The 21,305-nt window shown below is 65.9% G+C and carries 22 protein-coding genes; 11 read left to right on the top strand and 11 right to left on the bottom strand.

Going from position 1 to position 21,305, the window contains the following annotated elements; translation table 11 throughout:
* Nucleotides 1-3: 3 nt before the first annotated feature.
* The 5 genes from ABIB51_RS18440 (at nucleotide 4) to ABIB51_RS18460 (ending at nucleotide 4,916) form a co-directional block, all read left to right on the top strand.
* Nucleotides 4-339, top strand: coding sequence for a cupin domain-containing protein (locus tag ABIB51_RS18440; RefSeq protein ID WP_354190627.1), 336 nt, complete (start codon nucleotides 4-6; stop codon nucleotides 337-339).
* A gap of 345 nt (nucleotides 340-684) precedes the next feature.
* Nucleotides 685-1,587, top strand: a complete 903-nt coding sequence (locus tag ABIB51_RS18445) for an ABC transporter substrate-binding protein (protein ID WP_354190629.1) — start codon at nucleotides 685-687, stop codon at nucleotides 1,585-1,587.
* A 6-nt stretch (nucleotides 1,588-1,593) separates the two neighbouring features.
* Nucleotides 1,594-2,694 carry an amino acid ABC transporter permease gene (locus tag ABIB51_RS18450; protein ID WP_354190630.1) on the top strand — a complete coding sequence of 367 codons (1,101 nt, stop codon included), beginning with the start codon at nucleotides 1,594-1,596 and terminating at the stop codon, nucleotides 2,692-2,694.
* Nucleotides 2,691-3,458: an amino acid ABC transporter ATP-binding protein gene (locus ABIB51_RS18455; protein WP_354190632.1), complete on the top strand. Its 768-nt coding sequence runs from the start codon at nucleotides 2,691-2,693 to the stop codon at nucleotides 3,456-3,458. The genes ABIB51_RS18450 and ABIB51_RS18455 overlap by 4 nt, the downstream gene beginning before the upstream one ends.
* A gap of 96 nt (nucleotides 3,459-3,554) precedes the next feature.
* The gene (locus ABIB51_RS18460) at nucleotides 3,555-4,916 is read left to right on the top strand and encodes an MFS transporter (protein WP_354190634.1); all 1,362 of its coding nucleotides are present in this window, start codon (nucleotides 3,555-3,557) and stop codon (nucleotides 4,914-4,916) included.
* A 39-nt stretch (nucleotides 4,917-4,955) separates the two neighbouring features.
* Here the strand turns inward: ABIB51_RS18460 and ABIB51_RS18465 are convergent, their stop codons facing one another.
* On the bottom strand, nucleotides 4,956-6,152 hold the full coding sequence (locus tag ABIB51_RS18465; protein WP_354190636.1) for a TerC family protein: 1,197 nt from the start codon (nucleotides 6,150-6,152) through the stop codon (nucleotides 4,956-4,958).
* A gap of 190 nt (nucleotides 6,153-6,342) precedes the next feature.
* Between ABIB51_RS18465 and ABIB51_RS18470 the strand changes: the two genes are divergently transcribed.
* Nucleotides 6,343-6,756: an ester cyclase gene (locus ABIB51_RS18470; RefSeq protein WP_354190638.1), complete on the top strand. Its 414-nt coding sequence runs from the start codon at nucleotides 6,343-6,345 to the stop codon at nucleotides 6,754-6,756.
* Nucleotides 6,757-7,044: 288 nt separating this feature from the next.
* Nucleotides 7,045-7,461 (top strand): ester cyclase, encoded by a 417-nt coding sequence (locus ABIB51_RS18475; protein ID WP_354190640.1) that lies wholly within the window; start codon nucleotides 7,045-7,047, stop codon nucleotides 7,459-7,461.
* 124 nt (nucleotides 7,462-7,585) lie between these two features.
* On the opposite strand, the gene ABIB51_RS18480 is transcribed toward ABIB51_RS18475, so the two are convergent.
* On the bottom strand, nucleotides 7,586-8,038 hold the full coding sequence (locus tag ABIB51_RS18480; protein ID WP_354190642.1) for an SRPBCC family protein: 453 nt from the start codon (nucleotides 8,036-8,038) through the stop codon (nucleotides 7,586-7,588).
* Nucleotides 8,039-8,097: 59 nt separating this feature from the next.
* Nucleotides 8,098-8,247: a hypothetical protein gene (locus ABIB51_RS18485; protein ID WP_354190686.1), complete on the bottom strand. Its 150-nt coding sequence runs from the start codon at nucleotides 8,245-8,247 to the stop codon at nucleotides 8,098-8,100.
* Between the two features lie 367 nt (nucleotides 8,248-8,614).
* Between ABIB51_RS18485 and ABIB51_RS18490 the strand changes: the two genes are divergently transcribed.
* Nucleotides 8,615-8,995: a VOC family protein gene (locus ABIB51_RS18490; RefSeq protein ID WP_354190644.1), complete on the top strand. Its 381-nt coding sequence runs from the start codon at nucleotides 8,615-8,617 to the stop codon at nucleotides 8,993-8,995.
* A 144-nt stretch (nucleotides 8,996-9,139) separates the two neighbouring features.
* On the opposite strand, the gene ABIB51_RS18495 is transcribed toward ABIB51_RS18490, so the two are convergent.
* On the bottom strand, nucleotides 9,140-10,207 hold the full coding sequence (locus ABIB51_RS18495) for a glycerophosphodiester phosphodiesterase family protein (protein WP_354190646.1): 1,068 nt from the start codon (nucleotides 10,205-10,207) through the stop codon (nucleotides 9,140-9,142).
* A 116-nt stretch (nucleotides 10,208-10,323) separates the two neighbouring features.
* Nucleotides 10,324-11,112 carry a FadR/GntR family transcriptional regulator gene (locus tag ABIB51_RS18500; RefSeq protein WP_354190682.1) on the bottom strand — a complete coding sequence of 263 codons (789 nt, stop codon included), beginning with the start codon at nucleotides 11,110-11,112 and terminating at the stop codon, nucleotides 10,324-10,326.
* A gap of 24 nt (nucleotides 11,113-11,136) precedes the next feature.
* Between ABIB51_RS18500 and ABIB51_RS18505 the strand changes: the two genes are divergently transcribed.
* The 3 genes from ABIB51_RS18505 to ABIB51_RS18515 all read left to right on the top strand — a co-directional run bounded on the left by ABIB51_RS18505 (nucleotide 11,137) and on the right by ABIB51_RS18515 (nucleotide 14,761).
* Nucleotides 11,137-12,489: an APC family permease gene (locus ABIB51_RS18505; protein WP_354190648.1), complete on the top strand. Its 1,353-nt coding sequence runs from the start codon at nucleotides 11,137-11,139 to the stop codon at nucleotides 12,487-12,489.
* A gap of 51 nt (nucleotides 12,490-12,540) precedes the next feature.
* Nucleotides 12,541-13,317: a carbon-nitrogen hydrolase family protein gene (locus ABIB51_RS18510; protein ID WP_354190650.1), complete on the top strand. Its 777-nt coding sequence runs from the start codon at nucleotides 12,541-12,543 to the stop codon at nucleotides 13,315-13,317.
* Between the two features lie 325 nt (nucleotides 13,318-13,642).
* Nucleotides 13,643-14,761, top strand: a complete 1,119-nt coding sequence (locus ABIB51_RS18515; protein ID WP_354190652.1) for a methyltransferase — start codon at nucleotides 13,643-13,645, stop codon at nucleotides 14,759-14,761.
* 108 nt (nucleotides 14,762-14,869) lie between these two features.
* Here the strand turns inward: ABIB51_RS18515 and ABIB51_RS18520 are convergent, their stop codons facing one another.
* The 6 genes from ABIB51_RS18520 to ABIB51_RS18545 form a co-directional block, all read right to left on the bottom strand.
* Nucleotides 14,870-15,100 (bottom strand): thiamine pyrophosphate-dependent enzyme, encoded by a 231-nt coding sequence (locus ABIB51_RS18520; protein WP_354190654.1) that lies wholly within the window; start codon nucleotides 15,098-15,100, stop codon nucleotides 14,870-14,872.
* Between the two features lie 33 nt (nucleotides 15,101-15,133).
* Nucleotides 15,134-16,744, bottom strand: coding sequence for an alpha-amylase family glycosyl hydrolase (locus ABIB51_RS18525; protein ID WP_354190656.1), 1,611 nt, complete (start codon nucleotides 16,742-16,744; stop codon nucleotides 15,134-15,136).
* Nucleotides 16,741-17,667: a carbohydrate ABC transporter permease gene (locus ABIB51_RS18530; protein ID WP_354190658.1), complete on the bottom strand. Its 927-nt coding sequence runs from the start codon at nucleotides 17,665-17,667 to the stop codon at nucleotides 16,741-16,743. Before ABIB51_RS18530 ends, ABIB51_RS18525 begins: the two co-directional genes overlap by 4 nt.
* Complete coding sequence (locus ABIB51_RS18535; RefSeq protein WP_354190660.1) at nucleotides 17,664-18,695, bottom strand: carbohydrate ABC transporter permease; 1,032 nt, start codon at nucleotides 18,693-18,695, stop codon at nucleotides 17,664-17,666. The genes ABIB51_RS18530 and ABIB51_RS18535 overlap by 4 nt, the downstream gene beginning before the upstream one ends.
* Nucleotides 18,696-18,789: 94 nt before the next feature.
* Nucleotides 18,790-20,106: an ABC transporter substrate-binding protein gene (locus ABIB51_RS18540; protein ID WP_354190662.1), complete on the bottom strand. Its 1,317-nt coding sequence runs from the start codon at nucleotides 20,104-20,106 to the stop codon at nucleotides 18,790-18,792.
* Between the two features lie 136 nt (nucleotides 20,107-20,242).
* Nucleotides 20,243-21,250 carry a LacI family DNA-binding transcriptional regulator gene (locus ABIB51_RS18545; protein ID WP_354190664.1) on the bottom strand — a complete coding sequence of 336 codons (1,008 nt, stop codon included), beginning with the start codon at nucleotides 21,248-21,250 and terminating at the stop codon, nucleotides 20,243-20,245.
* Nucleotides 21,251-21,305 lie beyond the last annotated feature (55 nt).

Genomic DNA, 21,305 nt, shown 5'->3' on the forward strand with positions numbered 1-21,305 from the left:
CCCATGCAGAAAATCTCGATCGAAGCCCTGGCCCGTCAGCAAATGACTGCGGCGCTCGCGGCAGGCAGCGGCCGGGCCGCTGACACGGTGTTCGGCGGCCACGAGAAGGTCCTTCGCCAGACCGTCATGGCGTTCAAGGCCGGCACGCAGTTGAGTGAGCACCAGAATCCCGGCGAAGCCACCGTCTATGTGCTCCGGGGCTGCGTCCGGCTGCAGTCCGGAAAGGAATCCTGGCAGGGCAAAGCCGGTGATCTCCTGATCGTGCCCGAGGGGCTGCACAGCCTGGAAGCGGAGGAAGACTCGGCAATCCTCATGACGGTGGCGAAAATCAAAACCTGACGTCTCAAGCCCGCGCGGTAGGGCTCCTGGTTGTGTCGTGCCCACAACTGCCGCCAGACGAACAGGCGCGTCCCGGCGTCGATCGCGTCTCCGCCGCAGCTCAAGTCAGCGCAGAGGTCGCCTCGAACGGATAAACTCCGGCGTACGATGACGCAGGTGGGCGTTTCCAGCATTCCCGAATTGAAGGCACGGGGCGGGGAAATTCTTCGCGACATCCGTCGTTTCCCCGGAGTCCTCGAAATAACAGCCTCAGGCTCCGTGCATTAGCGTCAAAACAATTCGGAACACCGTGCCTGTCCGCAAAGTCGCGGCAGTCCCAAGAATCCCTGATCAACTAAGGAATCCATGCGCACTCGATACCTGCTTCCCGTTCTTACCGTCGTCACGGCAATGTCGCTTTCAGGCTGTGTCAACAACAGCGAACCCGCCGCCACACCCGGCGCCTCCGGAGCGGCAGACGCCGTCGTGGTGAAGAAGAATGACTCTATTGCGGCGTCGCTTCCGGAGAAGATCAAGTCCGCCGGTGTCCTCAACGTCGGAATGGCGAACAACTACCCGCCCAACGAATTCAAGGACGAAAACGGTGCGCCGGCCGGCTGGGCCGTGGACCTGACCAACGCGCTGGGCGGAGTCCTGGGCTTGAAGGTCACATTCGACATCGGCACCTTCGACAACATTCTTCCGGCGGTGAAGGCCGGTAAGGACGACGTCGGTGTGTCTTCCTTTACCGACACCCTGGAACGCGAAAAGCAGGTGGATTTCATAAATTACTACTCCGCCGGCATCCAGTGGGCCGCCCCGAAGGGCAAGACCGTCGACCCGGACAACGCTTGCGGTCTCAAGGTCGCCGTCCAGGCAACCACCTACCAGGACACCGACGAGGTGCCTGCGAAGTCCAAGGCGTGCACCGACGCCGGCAAGGCCGCCATCACCATCTTCAAGTACGATGCGCAGGACCAGGCCACCAACGCCTTGGTGGTGGGCCAGGTTGACGCGATGAGTGCCGACTCGCCGGTGACCCTTTACGCGATCTCCAAGACCAAGGACAAGCTGCAGACCGCCGGTGACGCCTTCGAGGTGGCTCCCTACGGGATGCCCGTGGCCAAGGACAGCGCCCTGACCCCGGTCCTGCAGAAGGCACTCCAGTCGCTGATGGACGACGGCACGTACAACAAGATCCTGTCCAAGTGGGGCGTGGAATCCGGTGGAGTCAAGACGGCGGCGCTCAACGTGGCAGCCAAAGGGTGACCACCCATGAGCGAGCCGGAAACCGACAGGATGACTGAGCCGGCTCCCGGGCAACAGACCCGGCGCAGCGCACGGAACGCTGAGGCAGCCGGGACAGGAACCGCCGCCGGCGGAAACGCCAACTCCGGGGCCGCCGTCGTCGTCGAACACGACGGCGACGAGCCGACGCCGATTGTCGCGGTCCCGCTGCGGCACCCCTGGCGGATCCTGGTGGCGGTGGTCCTGGCCCTCATGCTGGCGGTCTTCGTCCTGGACGCCGCCCAGCGTGCGGACTACGGCTGGCCCGAGGTGGGCAAATACATCTTCGACCGACGGATCAGCCAGGCCGCCTGGGTGACGTTGTCGCTGACCATCTACGCGATGGTGGGCGCGATTGTCCTGGGCCTGGTGCTGGCCATCATGCGGCTCTCACCCAACCCCGTGCTGAAAAGCGTGGCGTGGCTGTACATCTGGGTCTTCCGCGGAACACCGGTGTACGTGCAGCTGGTCTTCTGGGGCATCGTGGCCCTGATCTACCCCGTGTTCACGCTGGGGATCCCGTTCACGGCGCCGTGGGTCACCGTCCCGAACGAGATCTTCACCAACCTCTTCATCACGGCCGTGATCGGACTGGCATTGAACGAGGCCGCCTACATGTCCGAGATCGTCCGCGCCGGGCTACTGTCCGTGGACCAGGGCCAGGAGGAAGCCTCGACGGCGCTGGCCATGTCCTGGGGGCAGACCATGCGGTACGTAGTGGTTCCCCAGGCCATGAAGATCATCATCCCGCCCACCGGCAACGAGGTGATCTCGATGCTCAAGACCACCTCGCTGGTGGCCGCGATTCCGTTGAGCATCGACCTCTACGGGGTGTCCCGGGGAATTTCCGCCGTGACCTTCACGCCGGTGCCGCTGCTCATTGTGGCGTCACTCTGGTACCTGCTCTTCACCTCGGCCCTCATGGTGGGCCAGCACTTCATCGAAAAGCGGTTCTCGCGGGGGACCGGACGGCTCAAGACGGGCAAGGGGCCGGTGCCGCCGGAACCGGGACCGCTCGCGGCCCCGGGCACGCCTCCGGGCGCACTTCCGGGCGCACCGCTCGGCACGGATTTTGGAGGTAAGGGATGACCGGCATGCCCATGGTGCTTGCGGACCGGGTTTCGAAGAACTTCGGCTCCAACAAGGTGCTGCGCGGGATCAGCCTGGAGGTCAACCAGGGTGAGGTGCTGTGCATCGTGGGTCCCAGTGGTTCGGGAAAATCCACGTTCCTGCGCTGCATCAACCACCTCGAACGGGTGGACGCGGGCCGGCTCTCGGTCGACGGACAGCTGGTTGGCTACCGTCAAAAGGGGGACAAACTCTACGAACTGAAGCTCAAGGAGGCCGCCCTCCAGCGCCAGGAAATCGGCATGGTCTTCCAGCGGTTTAACCTGTTCCCGCACCTGACGGCCGTGGAGAACATCATCCTGGCCCCGATGCGGGTGAAGCGGCTGTCGAAGGCCGCCGCCACGGCACGGGCCAAGGAACTGCTGGAGCGGGTGGGCCTGGCGGACAAGGGCGACCACTACCCGGCGCACTTGTCCGGCGGGCAGCAGCAGCGGGTAGCCATTGCCCGTGCCCTGGCGATGGACCCCAAGCTGATGCTCTTCGACGAGCCCACCAGCGCCCTGGACCCGGAACTCGTGGGCGAGGTGCTGGACGTCATGAAGGAACTGGCCCGGAGCGGCATGACCATGATCGTGGTGACCCACGAGATGGGATTTGCCCGTGAAGTGGCTGACGCCCTGGTCTTTATGGACGAAGGCATCGTGGTGGAGGCCGGCCCGCCGAGGCAGATCCTGAACGACCCGCAGCACAACCGGACCAAGGCGTTCCTCTCCAAGGTGCTCTGACGCCGGCAGCGCTGAAAAGGTGCTCTCGCGGCGGGAGCTGACCCTGCGCGCGTCACGGAGTTCGTCACTGGCCGGCCCGTGGGACAGACTGTTGCCGTGAGCAACTCTCCCCGGGCCGGCCTGGCCGTCGCCGGACTCAGCCTCGGCACGGCGCTGAATCCGTTGAACTCCTCGATGATCGCTGTCGCCCTGGTGGTGCTGCGCGCGGATTTCGGGCTCGACGTCGCCACGGTCACCTGGGTGATCACCGCGTTCTACCTCACGTCCGCGGCGGGCCAGCCGCTGATGGGCAGGCTGGCGGACCGCTTCGGGCCGCGCCGGCTGTTCATGCTCGGCATGGCCCTGGTCACCGTGACGTGTGCCGTCGCCCCGCTCGCGCCCAACTTTGCGCTGCTCTGCGTGGCCCGTGCTTTCATGGCCCTCGGCACCGCGACCGCCTACCCGAGCGCCGTCGTGATGGTCGGGGCGCTGGCACGGGAGGCAAACGTGAAGTCCACGCGGCCGCTGGGCCGGATCCAGATGGCCAACACCTCCGCTGCCGCCGTCGGGCCGGTGGTTGGTGGGCTGCTGGTGAGCCTGGTCGGCTGGCAGGCGCTGTTCCTGATCAACGTCCCGCTGGCGCTGGCGGCCATCCTGCTGGTCTGGCGGTTCGCCCCGGCGGATGAAGGGCGTGAACGGGGCAGGGTCTCCGAGCTGGTGCGGGATTCGGACATCCCAGGGATTCTGGCTTTCCTGGGGGCCATGGTGCTGGTGATGATGGCGCTGCTGGACGTGCTGCCGGGGTACCGCTGGTGGCTGCTGGGCGGCGGGACGCTGCTCACGGTGCTGTTCGTGTGGCGCGAGCTGCGGTTCAGCCCGCCGTTCCTGGACCTGCGGCTGCTCGGCCGGAACCGGCCGCTGCTGCTGGTGTACCTGGGCTTCGCGGTGTTCAGCGGCGTCTATTACTTCGCGTTCTTCGGCCTGCCGCAGCTGCTGCAGGAAGCCGGCGGCTACGATCCCGGCGTCGTGGGGCTGCTGATGCTGCCGCTGGCAGCGATGTCGGTGGTGGTCACGCCGCTCGCTGTCCGCGGAATCGACCGTTTCGGCGTGAAGCGGATGCTGATCGCCGGCGTCGTCCTGCTCATTGTCGCGTCGGGGGCCATGTGGCTCCTGACGGCGTCGTTCGCCATCCCCCTGGTCCTGGCGCTGACGGCCCTGCTGGGCGTGCCGTACGGGGTGGTCGGGCTCGCCTCCAGCCAGGGCATGTACTTGTCCACCCGGCCGGAGGAACGCGGGGTGGCGGCCGGGATCTACCAGACCTGCCGGTACCTCGGCGCGATCACGGCCACGGTGCTGATCGGCATTTTCTACGCCACCGGCGTCAACCAGGCCAACTGGGGGCTCATGGTGTTCGTCATGCTGGGCCTCGGCGCGGTGGTGCTTGTGGTGTCGCTGCTGTGGCGGGAACGTGCGGCCTGAGGCCAGCCGCTCCCGCCGCCGCGTCAGTCCCGGGCTGGGTCAGTTCTGCGTCTGCCGTTCGATCGCTCTGTCGTGCTCCGCATGGGCGCTGCGCAGCAGGTCCATGAACTCGGTTTCGTTGCGGATGAGCTTCTTGTACTTCTCCGGCAGCTTCCGCAGCTGTTCCTCTTCGCTGACCATCTTGGTGAAGATCCTGTCGCGTTCGGCGAGGTCGGTCTCGTAGTTGAGGTCCAGGTAGTCGGTGGCGTGGCGCTTGGCACCGGAGACCGCGTTCTTGGCCCGGCCCTTGGGGCTGAAGATGGAGGCCAGGACGGTGATGGTGAGGACTCCTAGGATGACCAGGAGCGAGGTGGCGGTGCTGACCTCGATGACGTTGACGTGTTCGCCGTCGTTGATGAACGGCAGGGTGTTCTCGTGCAGGGCGTGGAGAACAAGTTTCACCCCGATGAACCCGAGGACGGCGGCGAGGCCGTAGGAGAGGTAGATGAGCCGGTCCAGCAGGCCGTCGATCAGGAAGAACAGCTGCCTCAGGCCCATCAGCGAAAACGCCGTCGCGGTGAAGACGACGAAGACGTTCTGGGTCAGGCCGAAGATCGCCGGGATCGAATCGAGCGCAAACAGGATGTCCGTCCCGCCGATCGCCACCATGACCAGCAGCATCGGGGTGAGGACTTTCTTGCCGTTTTCGACCGTGAAGAGCTTGTCGCCGTCGTAGTGCGAGGACGCGGGCAGGAACTTCTTGGCGAGGCGGACCACCAAGCCGTCGGAGTCGTCGTCGTGGGAATCGGGCCGGAGCAGGTTGCCTGCCGTGAGCAGCAGGATGAGGCCGAAGATGTAGAAGACCCAGGAGAAGCTGTTGATGAGGGCGGCGCCGAGGAAGATGAACGCGGTCCGGGCGATCAGCGAGAAGACGATCCCGAACAGGAGCACCTTCTGTTGATCGGCGCGGGGCACCCGGAAACTGGCCATGATGATGAGGAAGACAAAGAGGTTGTCCACGGAAAGGGCCTTCTCCGTGACGTAGCCGGCGAAGTACTCCGTGCCCGTGTCGGTTCCGCCGAAGATCAAGACGCCGACGCCGAACAGCAAGGCGATGCTGACGTAGATCGACGACCAGATGGCCGACTCCTTCAGCGTAGGTGTGTGTGCCTTGCGCACGTGGAAGAAGAAATCAAACGCCAGGAGGCCCACGATCCCGGCGATGGTCAGGATCCATACCAGGGTTGGAACTTGCATGCTCACTCCTTCGCTCACGGCCAGCGCCGCAGCATGAGGGCACTTGCTCCCGGGCACGTGACCCTCCTGGTCAGCCTGTCTCGTGAACAAGCCTAGCCGGAGCGGCAGCGCGACCGGCGTTTACCGTTGATGTGCCATGGCCGGAGTGGGAAACTTGGGCTGCGGTCTCATCCACTTTAAGGAGTCGGAAATGGCTGACGGGACTGGATTGATCAAGCGGTTCTACACAGAGGTGATCGGGGATGGAAATCTCGCCCTCATCGATGAACTGGTGAGCGACGACTTCGTCGATCACGACCCCCTACCCGGGCAATCGCCCGCCAAGGACGGAGTCGGGTACTTCGTCAACACGATGCGGGCGGCATTCCCGGATCTCAAGGCCAAGACCACCGAACCGGCGCTGATAGATGGAAATCTGGAGGCGCAGTACGTGGTCCTGACCGGAACGCACCAGGGCGAACTGATGGGCGTCGCGCCCACCGGACGCAGCGTCAAATTCAGCGGCATCGACATCATCCGCGTCGACGGCGGAAAAGTCGTCGAGCACTGGGGAGCCACGGACATCATGACCCTCATGCAACAGATCGGCGCCGTGCCTGAGTAAGGCAGCACTCTAGTTAGCGCGCAAGCAATTTCGCGCGGCAAGGGGCCCCCTTCCCCGCGGAAGGGCCCCTTGCTGTCATGGCATTTTTTCGTGTCGTCGCCGTGCCCCGAACGGTGCTTCTCGGGGCGTCTTGACTCCCTCGAAGGACCGGAATATCTTCAGCCTTAACGGGGCCTTTCGCCCGATCCCCGCTGGCACCTCCCCACCAATTCTCGGCGCACCGTCGGGTCATGCCGGTGCAACAGGCCTGGGGGATCCAATTCGGTCTCGCGCTACAAGGAGTCGGACATGTCGGAAGGAAATGGACTGATTGAGCGGTTTTACAAGGACATCTTGGAAAGTGGCAATCTCGCCCTCATTGATGAATTGGCGATGGATTCCTACATCGATCACGAGGAAGCCCTCCCCGGACAACCGCCCGGCAAGGACGGCGTGAAATTCTTCGTGGACACGATACGGACGGCTTTCCCGGACATCAAGGTCAAAGAGATCGAGCCCAAGGTGGTCGCCGGCAACATGGAGGCATGCCACGTGGTTCTTACGGGTACCCATCGTGGGGAACTAGCCGGCATCGCACCAACGGGCAAGAGCGTCGAATTCGACTGCACGGACATCATCCGGGTCGAGGACGGCAAGGTTGCCGAGCACTGGGGCACCACGGACAACCTGCGCCTCATGCAGCAGATCGGCGCCGTGGCTGCCTAACGCGCAACTCAAAGGGCTCTTCCTCCCCGGAAGAGCCCTTTGCTAACTTCTACCGTCTACCTGTGCCGGTTCACCCCGCCGTGCGGCTCCGCAACGTCAGGCCGTCCCGTCGGCAAAAACATCCTCAGGTGCGACTCTCCAAGACCGTCTGCAATTTCTCGAACGACTCAGTCCATCCGCTGCGGTGCAGGGCCAACCGCTCTTCCGTCAGGAACGGTCCCTGCGAGAGCGCCAGTCGCGTGGCTTCGCCGGTACTCCCGAGGGAGAGGTCGACGACGGTTTCCCGGTCGTCTGGTGTCGGTTCCTCCCAGCGGAACGTGTACACCAGGCGCCATGGAGGATCGATCTCCAGGAACTCGCCTGAGAGGTGGAACGGTTCGCCGTCCGGCGGCGTCATGCGGAATCGGTAGTGGCCGCCTTCCGTGAGGTTCAGTTCGGCTGCAGGGAGGGTGAAGCCCTGTGGACCCCACCATTTCACCAGTTCGGTCGGTTCCGTCAGCATCCTGAAGAGTTCTTCCGGGGGAGCATCGAGCGTGCATTCGAGGTTCAGGATCAGCCCGCCGGTTTCCTCGTTCATTGTTCAACTCTGTCATCCTGCGGACGCCGGCGGAAGTAGACCGGGCTGGCAGCCGCATGTCACGTCGCGAGCGTCAGCAACTTGCCTTCCGTCACGGCCTGGCGGGACAGCGTTTTGTAGCCCTCCTGCTCGAACAGCACCGTGATCACGTCCTCTTCATGCCTCATGACCAGGCCCGGCCCCCGTTCCTTGTGGATGACGCGACTCATCCGGAAGCAGATCGAGTTGCTGCAGTCCGGGCAGGAACCTTTGAACGTGGTGCTGGGCGGAGTCGCTGGACCTTAGTGCTAGGGGGCCTGCGGGGTGCGCAGGGAATTCGTCCGGGGCCAGCCCAGGACGCTTCAGCTGATACCAGGCACCCCTATTTCCGCAGGCCCGAATCGGTCCATAATGGCCACATAAGTTTCGGGGACCCTCGCGCCGGCGATAGGTGGCGCGGCGTTGAACGGTCCCAGGTGGCTGCCCCGGCTCGGCGCAATGGGCGGTCACGGGCACCGGACAAGGACGTTCCGGGCCAGCAACCGGGGGGAGCACCGCCATCGCTGCGATACATCAAAAGCAAAGAAGGAAATCATCATGCTGAAGGATTCAAACATCATTGCTGTCCTCGCCGCGAAGGACATCAACAGGGCGAAGGATTTCTACCGGGACAAGCTGGGAATGGAACCCTCCGAATCCATGGAGGACGACAGTGTGATGTACCGCTGCGGCAACGGAACGGGCTTCCTCGTTTACCAGACAGAGAATGCCGGGACGGCCAAGAACACCCAGATGGGCTGGGAAACGGACAATCTCGAACGCGAAATGGAGGATCTGCGGGGCCGCGGCGTCGTCTTTGAAGAGTACGATTTTCCCGGTCTGAAGACCGAGAACGGCGTTGCCACCGCCGATTGGGGCAAGTCCGCCTGGTTCCTGGACAGCGAGGGCAACATTCTCAACCTCTCCCAGCGCGCCTAGGCCGGAAGCCGGCACCGATCAGCGACGCAAAGCATCGCCGACGCCGGCAACGAAGCCGAAGGGAACCGGCCCCCGCCTTCAGGGCGGGAGCCGGTTCAGCGTGGTTACCAGAGCTTAGAACGCGGGCACCTGTAAATCAGCGCGTCAGCCCTTGAGTTCGTAGGCCGTGGGGAGTTTCATCGCGCGATCCGCCATGACCGTGCGCAGGCGCGTGGGGTAGTCGGTGATGATGCCGTCCACGCCCAGGTCCATCAGCCGCTCCATGTCCGCCGGGGTGTTGACCGTCCACGGGATCACCGGCAGCCCGAGCGCGTGGGCTTCGGCGATCATGCCGGGGGTGACGGAATGGAAGGTGGGGGAGATCCCGTTGTAGCCCAGTGCTGCCGCTGCCTTGGCGAGCGAGCCGCCGTAGGTATCGATGTCGATGCCGCCGAGGTTGGGGCTGGCGCCGGGCTTGCCGACTTGGAGCCAGGCGTCGCCGCTGGACAGGGCGGCGACCGGAAGCTGCGGGGCGATCTTTTTGGCGAGATTCAGCGAGGACCAGTCGAACGACTCCACTGTGGTCCGCTGGGCCATGCCGGCGGTGTAGATCTCTTTGACCACGGCCTGGGTCAGGGCCACCATGCCCGCCCCGCCGGGCCGGCCGCTCTCTACCTTGGTCTCAATGCTGAAGCGGACCTTCGTAGCGCCGGCGTTGCGCACAAGCCGGAACACGTCCTTGAGCTCGGCGATCCGGTTGCCCTCGATGACGTCCTGCTCCGGGTAACCCTTGAGCTGGGTGAAGCCGCAGTCCAGGGTCTTGATCTGGGCGAGCGACAGCTCGGCGACCCGGTCCCCGACGTACGGGAAGTCGGAGTCGCCGGAAGCCGCAGGAGAGGTGTCGCGGCACTTGTCCGCCTGGATGGTGTCGTCGTGCCAGACGATGACGTTGCCGTCCTCGGTCAGGTGGGTGTCCAGCTCGAGCGTGCTCACTCCGAGTTTCAGCGAGTTGGCGAACGCGGCCAGGGATTCCTCGGTCCACTCGCCGCGGCCTCCGCGGTGGGACTGGAGGTCAAAGGAAGCGGCGCTCGCGGTGGTCCTGATTTCGGACGTTACGGTTCCGGCAATGTTCGACGACGGCGCGTGGCCCGCTTCCGGGGGAGCGGCGACGGCGGGGTTGGCCAAAGAGGCGATGAGCGCGGCGGTGGCCGCGGCAATCAGGGGTGTGCGCATGGTGATGGTTCCTCCTGGATGGCGGTCACCGGCGCTGCGCCGGTGACTCGACCAACCTAGGGAGGCCAGATGGACTGGGGAGTTCGGGGAACTGGACCTGGAGTGAACAGATCGGCTCAGTCGGGCAGCACGCCTAGTCCCGCAGCACCCAGACTGCGTTGTGAGGGTGCAGCCAGCCGTCCCCGGTCAGCGGTGTCGCCGCCGTCCGTCAGGCCCATGAACATCGTGCGGTGCAGGATGTCCACGTGCTTGCGCGAAACCTCCACGGCTTCCCGCACATCGCCGGCACGCAGGGCTGCCACCAGTTCGACGTGGTCGCAGTTGGATTTGTGCAGCAGCTCGATGGGATAGGGAATGAAGTAGGCATAGAGCTCTGCGAGCGTCTCGTGATAAGCCTCGACGGCGGCACCAAGTCCCGACGCGGTGCCCACGAGTTGGTGGAACTGCTCGTCTGCTTGGTGGTAGCCGGACCAGTCCGCAGACGCGGCCATGCTGTGCGTCAACCGGTCGAGCTCATCCAGCTGCTCTGCCGTCGCGTTGATGGCTGCGTAGTGTGTGACGGCGCATTCGAACAGCAGCCTCCGGTCCACCAGCCGATTTACCGCCTGCGACTCGGCCGGTGATGCCGTCAGTTCGGCCAGTACGTTCCGCGGGGGTACATCGGCCACGAACGTTCCGCCGGCCCGGCCGCGGCGACGGACCACCACGCCCTGGTCAGCCAGGCTCGCCAGCGCCCGGCGGGCGGTAATAGGGCTCACTGACAGGCCCCGCGCCACGTTCTCCTGGTCGGGCAGGCGCTCGCCGGGTTTCAGCAGCCCGAGCGAAATGGCCATGCCGATCCGCAGCCGGACGGCGTCGATGGCGCTGCGGCGGTCGATGCCGGCCAGCCTGCCTGGGCTCCCCAGTCCTTCAACGCCTAAGGAAAAACCGTGACAACACCCACCCTGACCCGCACGCTGAAGCTGCCCTCCCTGGTCCTGTTCGGACTGGCATACCTGACCCCGCTGATCGTCCTGGGGATCTTCGGCATCATCGCCGAAACCACCGGCGGGGCATCGCCGGCCGCCTACCTGGTGGCAATGGTCGCCATGTTGTTCACGGCGCACAGCTACGGCCGGATGGCTGTCGCCTACCCGGTGGCCGGTTCCGCCTACACCTACGTCCGCCGGTCCATCGATCCCAGGGTTGGGTTCCTGGTGGGCTGGGCCATCCTGCTGGACTACCTGTTCCTGCCCATGGTCATCTGGCTCATCGGCGGCTCCTACCTGAGCGCGCAGTTCCCCGGGATCCCGATCGGAGTCTGGATTGTGGGCTTCATCCTCATCACCACGGCGCTGAACATCCTGGGCATCAAGGTGGCGGACAAGGCCAACTACGTGCTGATGGCCTTCCAGCTGCTTGTCATCGTGTTCTTCGTGGCGCTATCCATCGGACATGTGGTGTCCACCCAGGGCGCCGGCGGCCTCGCCAGCACCCAGCCGTTCTCCAACGACACCTCCAGCTTCGCCACCATCTCGGCCGGTGCCGCCATCGCCGCGTACTCGTTCCTCGGTTTTGACGCCGTCACCACGCTCACCGAGGAAACCGTCGATCCCCGTAAGAACATGCCCCGCGCCATCATGCTCATCGCGCTGATCGGCGGCGGCATCTTCGTCGCGGTGTCCTACGTGACGCAGCTGGTCCACCCCGGCGGGGTGTTCGAGGACTCGGCCTCCGCGGCCAGCTCTATTGCGGTGCAGATTGGCGGCCAGCTGTTCGGTGCGGTCTTCCTGGCCGGTCTGGTGGCGGCGCAGTTCGCCTCCGGACTCGCGGCGCAGGCCAGCGCTTCCCGCCTGATGTATGCCATGGGCCGTGACTCCGTTCTGCCCAAGGCTGTCTTCGGCCGGCTCAGCGCGAAGTTCCACACCCCGGTGGTCAACATCGTCATCACCGGCGCCGTCGGGCTGATCGCGATCTTCCTGGATGTCGCCACGTCGACGTCGTTCATCAACTTCGGTGCCTTCACCGCCTTTACGCTGGTCAACGTCTCTGTGGTCTTCTACTACGTGGGCCAGCGCCGTGCCGGGAACCGCCTGAACACCGTGTCCTACGTGGTGGTCCCGGCGGTCGGCGCTATCGTCTGCGCCTACCTGCTCTCCCAGCTGGATAGCAACGCCATTACGCTGGGAGTGTCCTGGCTGGTGCTGGGGATCGTGGTCCTGGCCCTGATCACGCGCGGTTTCAAAGTGGCGCCGCCGGAGATGTCGGCCACCGAAAAGGCGACGGTTGAATCGGTCGCCTGAGCCGTACCGCGTGACCAGATGCCGCCGCCCGACAAGAGGGAAGGATCAACCGTGAGGATTGCGCTCGGGCAGCTGGAGTCGGGCACCGACATCCAGGCCAACCTCGCTGCGATCGACCGGTTCGCCGCCGCGGCCGTCCTCGACGGCGCAGCGCTGGTCGCCTTTCCGGAGTATGCCACCTACGAGAAGAAGAAGGTGGACGCAACGTTTCCAGAGGTGGCCGAGCCGCTGGATGGTCCCATCTGCCGGGAGCTCGCCAACATAGCCCGCCGCCACCGCATCGCGCTGGTGGCGGGCGTGGTGGAAACCGCGGAGGAATCGGGCAAGGCCTACAACACCCTGGTGGCTTTCGGGTCCGACGGCGCCCGGCTCGCCTTCTACCGGAAGATCCACCTCTTCGACGCGCAGGGCTTCGGGGAATCGACGTTCATCAAGCCGGGGCCGTCCACCAGTCCGGTGGTGTTTGAGTCCGGCGGAGCGCGGTTCGGGCTCATGACCTGTTACGACTTGCGGTTCCCGGAGTTGGCCAGGTCACTGGCCGACGCCGGCGCCCAGATCCTGCTGGTCTGCTCGTCTTGGGTGCCGGGCAACCAAGACGAGCAGTGGCTGGCGCTGAATGCGGCCCGCGCCATCGAGAACAGCGTGTACGTCGCCGGCGTGTGCCAGGCCCCGCCCGTCTCCGTTGGCCGGAGCATCCTTGTGGACCCGATGGGGGTTGTGGAAGCTGATCTCGGTCTTGAGCCTGGGGTGCGGGCGGTGGATGCTTCGCTGGATATGGTGGCGAGGGTGAGGGAGCTTTTCCCGATGTCCCGGCAGCGGCGGTTGTAGTCAGACTGAGTCCTGTAACGAGCGTGCAAATCTGCCCGGTAAAGCCAAATATAGGCGGGTGTTGGCGAGCGGGTGGCGGCCACGGCACACCTGTATCCTGACAATGCAGGTTGAATGGCTACAGCGGCCATCAACCAAGCTCGGTTCGCGGCCGGATGACGGTCCGGAATCTTGGGCCGTCGCCTTCCACGTCGTGGAATCACCGCCGCAATCGTCAGTCGCCGATCGGCCCCCCGGACTCTTGGAATGGATCTATATCACTACCGATACGCCAGCTCCCTTGGGAATCCCGACGCCGGTTCTCAAGCCCGCGCGCACAGCTGCGATGAATGATCCCGCCGTCGTGACCTGGGCCGAGGCTGGTGAGAGCATGACCGCGCGATGGCGTTCGGCGAACGCCAGACCGGCGCCGACGCGCGTCGAAGTGGTCGACGACTCCCTCACGGCCGATGATGCGAACCGGATGGCGTCACAGGGGATCGCGATGCTCTGGCGCGGTGACTTCCACAACGCACGGCAGATCCTCAACGCCCTGGACCGGCGGATCGGCGCCGGAAAGAAGATCGCAGGAACTCCGGCCGATCAGTTCTACCGGCACCGCCAGTCGCGCTCGCACCGTGCACGCATTCTCGGCCTGCTGCTGATACCTCTTGAGCCGGGCCCGGTGGTGCCGCTGCGCCGCGCACCGGATATCCAAGAGGCCGCCGCCGAAGCGTACGGTGAGATCGGCGAATCTTCCGTTGTGTCCCTGCATGAGCTTGTCGGTGCGATTGGCGCCCACGAGTGGCGGCGGAATGGCGTCTACGTCGATGCCCTGCAGGGCCGCATCCACCCGCACTATGGCACGTTCTTCCCCACCCGGAGTGAGTATGTGGATCTCGTGGCCGCCGCTGCGCTGCCCTCTGACACGCTGGCGTTCGACGTCGGAACCGGCACCGGTGTGCTCGCTGCCGTCCTCGCGCACCGTGGCGTCCACCGGGTGGTGGCGACGGACAATGAACCGCGTGCGATCGCCTGCGCCGCTGAGAATTTCCGGAACCTCGGTGTCCAGGACCGTGCTGAGGCCGTCCTAACCGACATGTTCCCGCCCGGGCGGGCACCCCTCATCGTGTGCAACCCGCCCTGGATTCCGGCCACGCCGCATTCCAGCCTGGACAACGCCGTATACGACCCCGGAAGCAGGATGCTGTTCCGCTTCCTTAACGAACTCCCTGACCATCTGGAACCGGGCGGTGAGGGCTGGCTTGTCCTCTCCGACCTGGCCGAGCACCTTGGCCTGCGGACGCGTGACGATCTGCTGGACGCCATCGAGGCGGCTGGGCTCAAGGTGGTGGAACGCCTGGACACCAGGCCAACGCATCCGAAGGCATCGGACCGCGACGATCCTCTGTTCGAGGCGCGCACGGCCGAGGTCACGTCGCTGTGGCGGCTTGTTCGCCGATAGTCCGGTGCGATAGGGCGTAGCCGACGGTTCATCTGGCCGGCGGCCGCCATCGGGGAGTACGACGGCGGCGGGTGGGCTGGGTGCCGCCCAGCCCAACGGCTCCGCAAACTACCCCGCCTCCGCCGCCTTCGCGGCCTGCGAGGCCTGCATCCACTCGCTCAGCCATGGCGCCCGCACGCTCGACGTGATCCGGCAGTCGGCCACGAAGGTCCCCTTGGCGCCGGCGTCGATCCAGCCCGTGACCGCGGCAAGGTCCGCCAGCGAGCGGATGATCGCCGACTCGGCACCGAGCGCGCGGGCGATGCCGCTGAAATCCACCTCGGCGATCAGCATGGGCATTTCGGTCAGTCCCTGGGAGCCGTACCGGTGGCGTCAGCCCCGCAGCACCCAGGCGGCGTTGTTCGGTTGCAGCCAGCAGTCGAGGGCCAGCGGTTCTGCGCTGAACAGCACCGTTCCGGCCGGCAACTGCACCGGCTCGGTTCCCATCGCCACGGCGACGAAGAAGTCGGCGCTCCGTTCGCAGATCAGCAGGTTGCCGGCTTCGACGCGCCAGGTGCCGTCGTCGTTCGGGCCGAAGACCTCGTTCTTCCAGAGCAGCCTGCGCAGCTCCAGCGCAGACTTCACCAACGCCAGCGAGGACTCGGGATCCTGCTGCTGAAGCTCGATCGCGTGCGTGCCCCAGCCTGAGGGGGCCGGGAGCCACGGATCCGCAGCGGTGTCAGTGAGCGAGAAGCCGTGGTTCAGCGCCGCGTCGTCTGTCCAGGGCAGCGGGACGCGGGCGCCGTCGCGGCAGACTCCGCCGCGGGCCCACATGGGATCCACCCGGGACTCCAGCGGGACGTCGACCTCGGACAGCCCGAGCTCCTGGCCCTGGTAGATGTAGGCCGGGCCGGGCAGGCCCAGCAACGCCACGAGTGCCGCGCGGGCACGGGCACTGCCCAGCTCGCCGCCGCCGAAGCGGGTGACGGAGCGGACGATGTCGTGGTTTTCCAGCGCCCAGGTGGGGGTGGCACCGTGGAGCTGCCGGGCGGTTTCGAGCTCGTTCCCGACGGCGGCCCAGGCTGCTGGGTCCCAGCCGAGCTTCACGAAGGAGAACGCGAAGGCCTGCTGCATTTCATCGGCGCGGGTGTAGCGGGCAGCGCGGGCCGGTTCCAGGTTGACCTCGCCCACCAGCAGGCGGTGCGGCTGGTACTTTTCGGCGAGGGTGCGCCAGCGGCGGTAGACCTCGTGGACTTCCTCCTGGTCCGAGACCTGCGGGTTGGACCGCAGACCGTCCACCACCCCTCCCGTGGTGGGCGAGTCGGGCAGGCCTTCGGCCTTGAACAGGGCATGCGCGACGTCGATCCGGAGGCCGTCCACGCCCTTGTCGAACCAGAAACGGAGCACGCCGTCGAAGTAGTCGCCGACGGCGGGATTGCGCCAGTTCCAGTCCGGCTGCCCGGCCGAGAAGAGGTGGAGGTACCAGTCCTTGTCCGACTCCGAGCCCGGAGTGGCGCGGCTCCACGCGCGGCCGCCGAACACGCTCTGCCAGTTGTTCGGCGGCGTCTCGGCGTCGTGACCTTCCACAAAGTGGAACATGTCCCGTTCCGGCGAGCCCGGGCCGGCAGCGAGGGCCCGCTGGAACAGCGGGTGCTCCGAGGAGCAGTGGTTGGGGACGACGTCGAGCAGCACCCGAAGGCCCAGCGAGTGGGCGAGCTCCAGCAACTTGTCGAACTGCTCCATGGTGCCGAACAGCGGGTCCACGCCGCAGTAGTCTGTCACGTCGTAGCCCTGGTCCAGCTGCGGGGAGGGCTGGAACGGGGTCATCCAGATGCCGTCGACGCCGAGGGAGGCGATGTACGGCAGCCGTGCGATCAGCCCGGCGAGGTCGCCCACGCCGTCGCCGTCGCCGTCGGCAAAGGAGCGGGGATAGACCTGGTAGATGACGGCGGACTGCCACCACTCCGCGGACGGCGCGAGGGCGGTTTCCTCGAGAGGGCTCATTTGCTGGCGCCCGCGGTGAGGCCTTCGACGATCCGCCGCTGGAAGATCAGCACCATAATGACCAACGGTACGGTGACGATGACGCCGGCGGCCATCTGCTCGCCGAAGGGCGCCTGGAACTCGGTGGCGCCGGTGAACTTGGAGATCGCGACCGTGGCCGTCTGGATTTTCGGATCGTTGATCATGGAGAGCGCAATGATGAACTCGTTCCAGCTGTGGATGAACGTCAGGATCGCGGTGGTGAAGACACCCGGCGCGGCGAGTGGCAGCAGGACACGGCGGAACGCCTGCCACTTGGTGCAGCCGTCGATCATGGCGGCTTCCTCGAGGTCGAACGGCAGGGCCTTCATGAAGGTGGTGAGGTTCCAGACCGCCAGCGGGATCGCGAAGGACAGGTTCGGTACGATCATGGCCTGGTAGGTGTTGATCCAGCCGATGTCCGTGAAGAGCCGCAGCAGCGGGACGACGACGGAGATGCCGGGGAACATCGACGTCGCGATGACGACGCCGAGGATCACCGACTTGAAGCGGAAGTTCAGCCGGGAGATGGCGTAGGCGGCGAAGACTCCGAGGACCAGGGCGAAGGTAGTGGTGGTGCCGGCGACGATCAGGGAGTTGAGCAGGGCCTGGCCGAACATGGTGGAGCCGTCGAACACCTTGGCGTAGTTCTCCAGCGAGAACGGCGCCGGCAGCAGGGTGTTGTCGAAGATGTCCGCGGTCCGGCGGAGGCTGGAGACCAGCATCCAGTAGAACGGGGCCAGGCAGTAGCCGAAGATCAGGGCCAGGCCGGCGTAGACGGTGTAGGAGCGCCAGGTGCGCTTGGCTTTGGGCTTGCCCGCTTTGGATGGGCGGCGTACGACGGCGGCCGTCGCCTCAGGTGCGCCGGAGTCGGAGGCCACGTTGCGGAGGTCGGAGATGGTCATCGGGTGGCCTCGGCCTTCTGGGTGCGGGTTGCCTTGGTGCGGGACTTCTTCGAGATCAGCTTCAGTTCCTTGGCGCCGGTGACGTCGGCGCCGAGGACCTTCACGAAGACGATCGCGACGACGGCGACGTACAGGAAGAGCATGACGGCGAACGCGGAGGCGGAGCCGTAGCGGAGCTGGTTGGATTCGTCCCAGGCCAGCATGGAGAGGGTTTCCACGGATTCCTTGCCGGGGCCGATCAGCACGAAGGGCAGGTCGAACATGCGCAGGGCGTCGAGCATGCGGAAGAGCACGGCCACCAGGAGGGTGGGTTTGACCAGTGGGAGGGTGATGGAGCCGAGCTGGCGCCACCAGCCGGCGCCGTCGATCTTGGCGGCTTCGTAGACCTCGCCGGGGATGATCTGCATGCCGGCGAGGACCAGCAGGCCGATGAACGGGGCGGTCTTCCAAACTTCGGCGATGATGACGGCCACCTTGGAGGCGTTGCCTTCGGCGGTCCAGAGGATCTCGCTGCCGAGCAAGTTGTTGGCGATGCCATCGGACTGGAAGATCCAGCGCCACAGCAGGCCGGAGACGGCGGTGGGCACGGCCCACGGGACCAGGATGCTGGCGCGGAGGAAGGACCGGCCGCGGAAGGCGCGGTTCATGGCGAGTGCCAGGCAGAGGCCCAGGACGGTCTCGAGGAACACCGTGGTGACGGTGAAGAAGGTGGTGTTGGCGAAGGCGTTCAGGAAGCGCCGGCCGGATTCGCCGACGAAGAGGTCGGCGTAGTTGGCCAGGCCCACGAAGGATTCGACGTCGGAGACGAAGCCGTCCGCGTCCAGGCCGGATTCGGCGCGGAACAGGGATTGGTGCACCGCGGAGAGCAGCGGGTACACGATCACCAGGGCCAGCACCAGGATGGTGGGGGAGAGCAGCATCGCGGCCATGCGGCCTTCGCCGGGGGAGCGTTTGCCGCGTCTGCGCGGGCTGCCTGCGTGGGGCGTGCCGGTCTGCGCGCCGGCGGGCGGGGCGGTCGTCGTCGTCATGCTTGGTACCTAACTGGAGTTGCAGTTTGCCTGGCCGGCCGGGGTGGACCGGCCGGCCAGGCGTGTGGTCTGAACTGCTGGGACTAGTGCGGGACTATTTGGTCAGCTCGGTGAGCTTGGCCTGCATGTCGTTCAGGGCAGTGTCCGTGTCCTTGGCGCCGGTGATGGCCGCGTAGGCCTCTTCCTGGATCGCCTTGGTGGTGGCGCCATACTGGACCACCTTGGGGCGCGGCTGGGCGTTGTTCAGCGAGGTCAGCAGGGTGGGGAAGAACGGGCGCTTGGCGACGACGGCGGGATCCGCGAACAGGGTGGCGTACACCGGGGCGCGGGAGCTGAGCGCGAGGCGCTTCTGGGCCTGCTCCTCGCTGGTGAAGAACTTGACGAACTCCAGTGCCGTGGCCTTGTTCGGGGTGAACGGGGAGATGGCGAGGCTGCGGCCGCCCAGGGTGGAGACGCCGGGGCCGTCGGTGCCGGGGATGGAGGTGATGCTGAACTTGCCGGCCACCTGGCTGGAGCCGTCCGTGGCGCTCAGGGAGGCGTGCAGGAAGGGCCAGTTGCGCATGAAGACGAGCTTGCCGTCCTGGAACGCGCGGCGGCCCTGCTCTTCGAGGTAGGTGATGGCGTCGGAGGGGAAGAGCCCGTCCTTGAAGCCGTTCACCAGCAGGTTCAGGCCTTCCTTGGCTTCGGGGGTGTTGACGGTGGGCTTGCCGTCGGCGTCGACGATCGATCCGCCGGCGGAGGCGACGGCCTCGGAGAAATTGACCGTGAGGGCCTCGTTCTTGTCGAACTGGCCGGTGTAGCAGGACATGCCCGCGGCTTCGGGGAGGGCCAGGATCGCCTTGCAAGCGGTCTTCATCTCGTCCCAGGTCTTGGGCGGGACGGCGATGCCGGCGGCCTTGAGCAGGTCGGAGCGGAAGTAGAACAGGGCGCCGTCGGTGTAGTACGGGGCGCCGACCAGGGAATCCCGGTACGTCGCGGCGTTGACCGTGGCGGGGATCATCTTGTCGGTGGGGACGGCGTCCGCGGGCAGCGGCAGGATCCACTTGTTGGCGGCGAACTCGGAGGTCCAGACGACGTCCAGGTTCAGCACGCTGAAGGTGTCCGACTTGATCTGCGCATTCTGGATGAGCTGCTGGCGCTGCTGGTCCGCGGAGTCCGGCAGTTCGATGAACGTGACCTTCTCCTCCGGGTGGGCGGCGTTCCACTCCTCGATGGTCTTGTTCGCGGCACCGGAGGCGTCGCGGTTGGAGACGTAGTTGATGGGGCCCTTGCCCTCGAAGGACGCGGCGGCCTTCGGGGTGCTCTTCAATTCCGTGGCGGTCCCGCCGCAGCCCGTGAGGGCGACGACGGCGACGGTCAGGGATGCGGTGGTGGCGAGAAGAGTCTGCCAGGTGCGGCGGCGCTGCCTCATGTGTTGCTCCTTGTTTCGGGTGTGGTGCGAAGTGGGTGGTGCGGGTGGTTTGGTGCATGCGGAACTGCGGCGGCTGGCCGGTTTGTGGCACGGGGGAGTGCCGGCTGCCGCCGGTGGCGGGTGGTCTTGGTGGGGCTTAGCTGGTGGGATCTTGGCTGCCCGGCGGGGCTGAACCGGGCGGGGCGGTGGAGCCGCGTTCGATCAGCCGGTGCGGCATGATCTTTGGCCCCAGGTCGCGGGAGCGGAGCAGCTTTTTCACGGCCATCCGCCCCATTTCCTCGAGCGGCTGGGCCATGGTGCTCAGCGGCGGGTTCACGTGCAGGGAGGTCGACGTGTTGTCGAAGCCCAGGACGGAGACGTCCTCTGGCACCCGCAGCCCGCGCCGCTGCAGTTCATTGACGACGGCGGCACCCATCTCGTCGCTCATCGCGAAGATGGCGGTGAGGCCGGGTTCCTGCTGCAGCAGGTCGTCGACGCCGGGAGCGCCGCTTTCGTAGAAGAAGCTGCCGGTCGCCGTCACGGGGGTGCAGCCGGCTTCCGTCATGGCGCGGAGGTAGCCGCGCTTCCGGGGCTGGGCTACGTAGATGGACGCCGGATCGCCGGTCAGGAGGCCGATGCGGCGGTGGCCGAGCCGCAGCAGGTGACGGGTCGCGTCGTAGGCTGCCTGCTCGTCGTCGATGGCCACGCTGGGGGAGCCCGACTTGTCGCTGATGGCGACGGAGACGATGGGGACGTTGGGCCCCAGCAGCTGCCTCGTCTCCGGCGTGATCACCGCGGAGATGAGGATGACGCCGGCGGCCCGGTAGGTGCGCAGCGTCCGGAGGTAGCCGGCGATGTAGGCGGACTTGGCGCCGGTGCGGCCGAGCATCACCGCGTAGCCGCGTTCCTGGGCTTCCTCCTCGACGCCCTGCATGACCTGTGAGGCCAGGGCGTCCGAAACCATGGGCGCGAGGAGCCCGATCACGGACGTCTGCCGGGTCTTGAGCCCCCGGGCAAGGTAGTCCGTTTCGTAGCTGAGGCTCTTGACCGCGTTTTCGACGCGTTCCCTTGTTTCATCGGAGTAGCCCACGAGCCCGTTGACGACCCGGGAGACGGTGGCCGGGGAGACGCCGGCGTGCTTGGCGACATCGCGGATGGTGACCACTGTTCCTCCTCCCTGAGGGTGTCTTTGTTGTCTGCTGCTCGCGTTACGTAATCGG

This window comes from Arthrobacter sp. UYCu712 (assembly GCF_040547005.1).
In the GTDB taxonomy this organism is placed as follows: domain Bacteria; phylum Actinomycetota; class Actinomycetes; order Actinomycetales; family Micrococcaceae; genus Arthrobacter.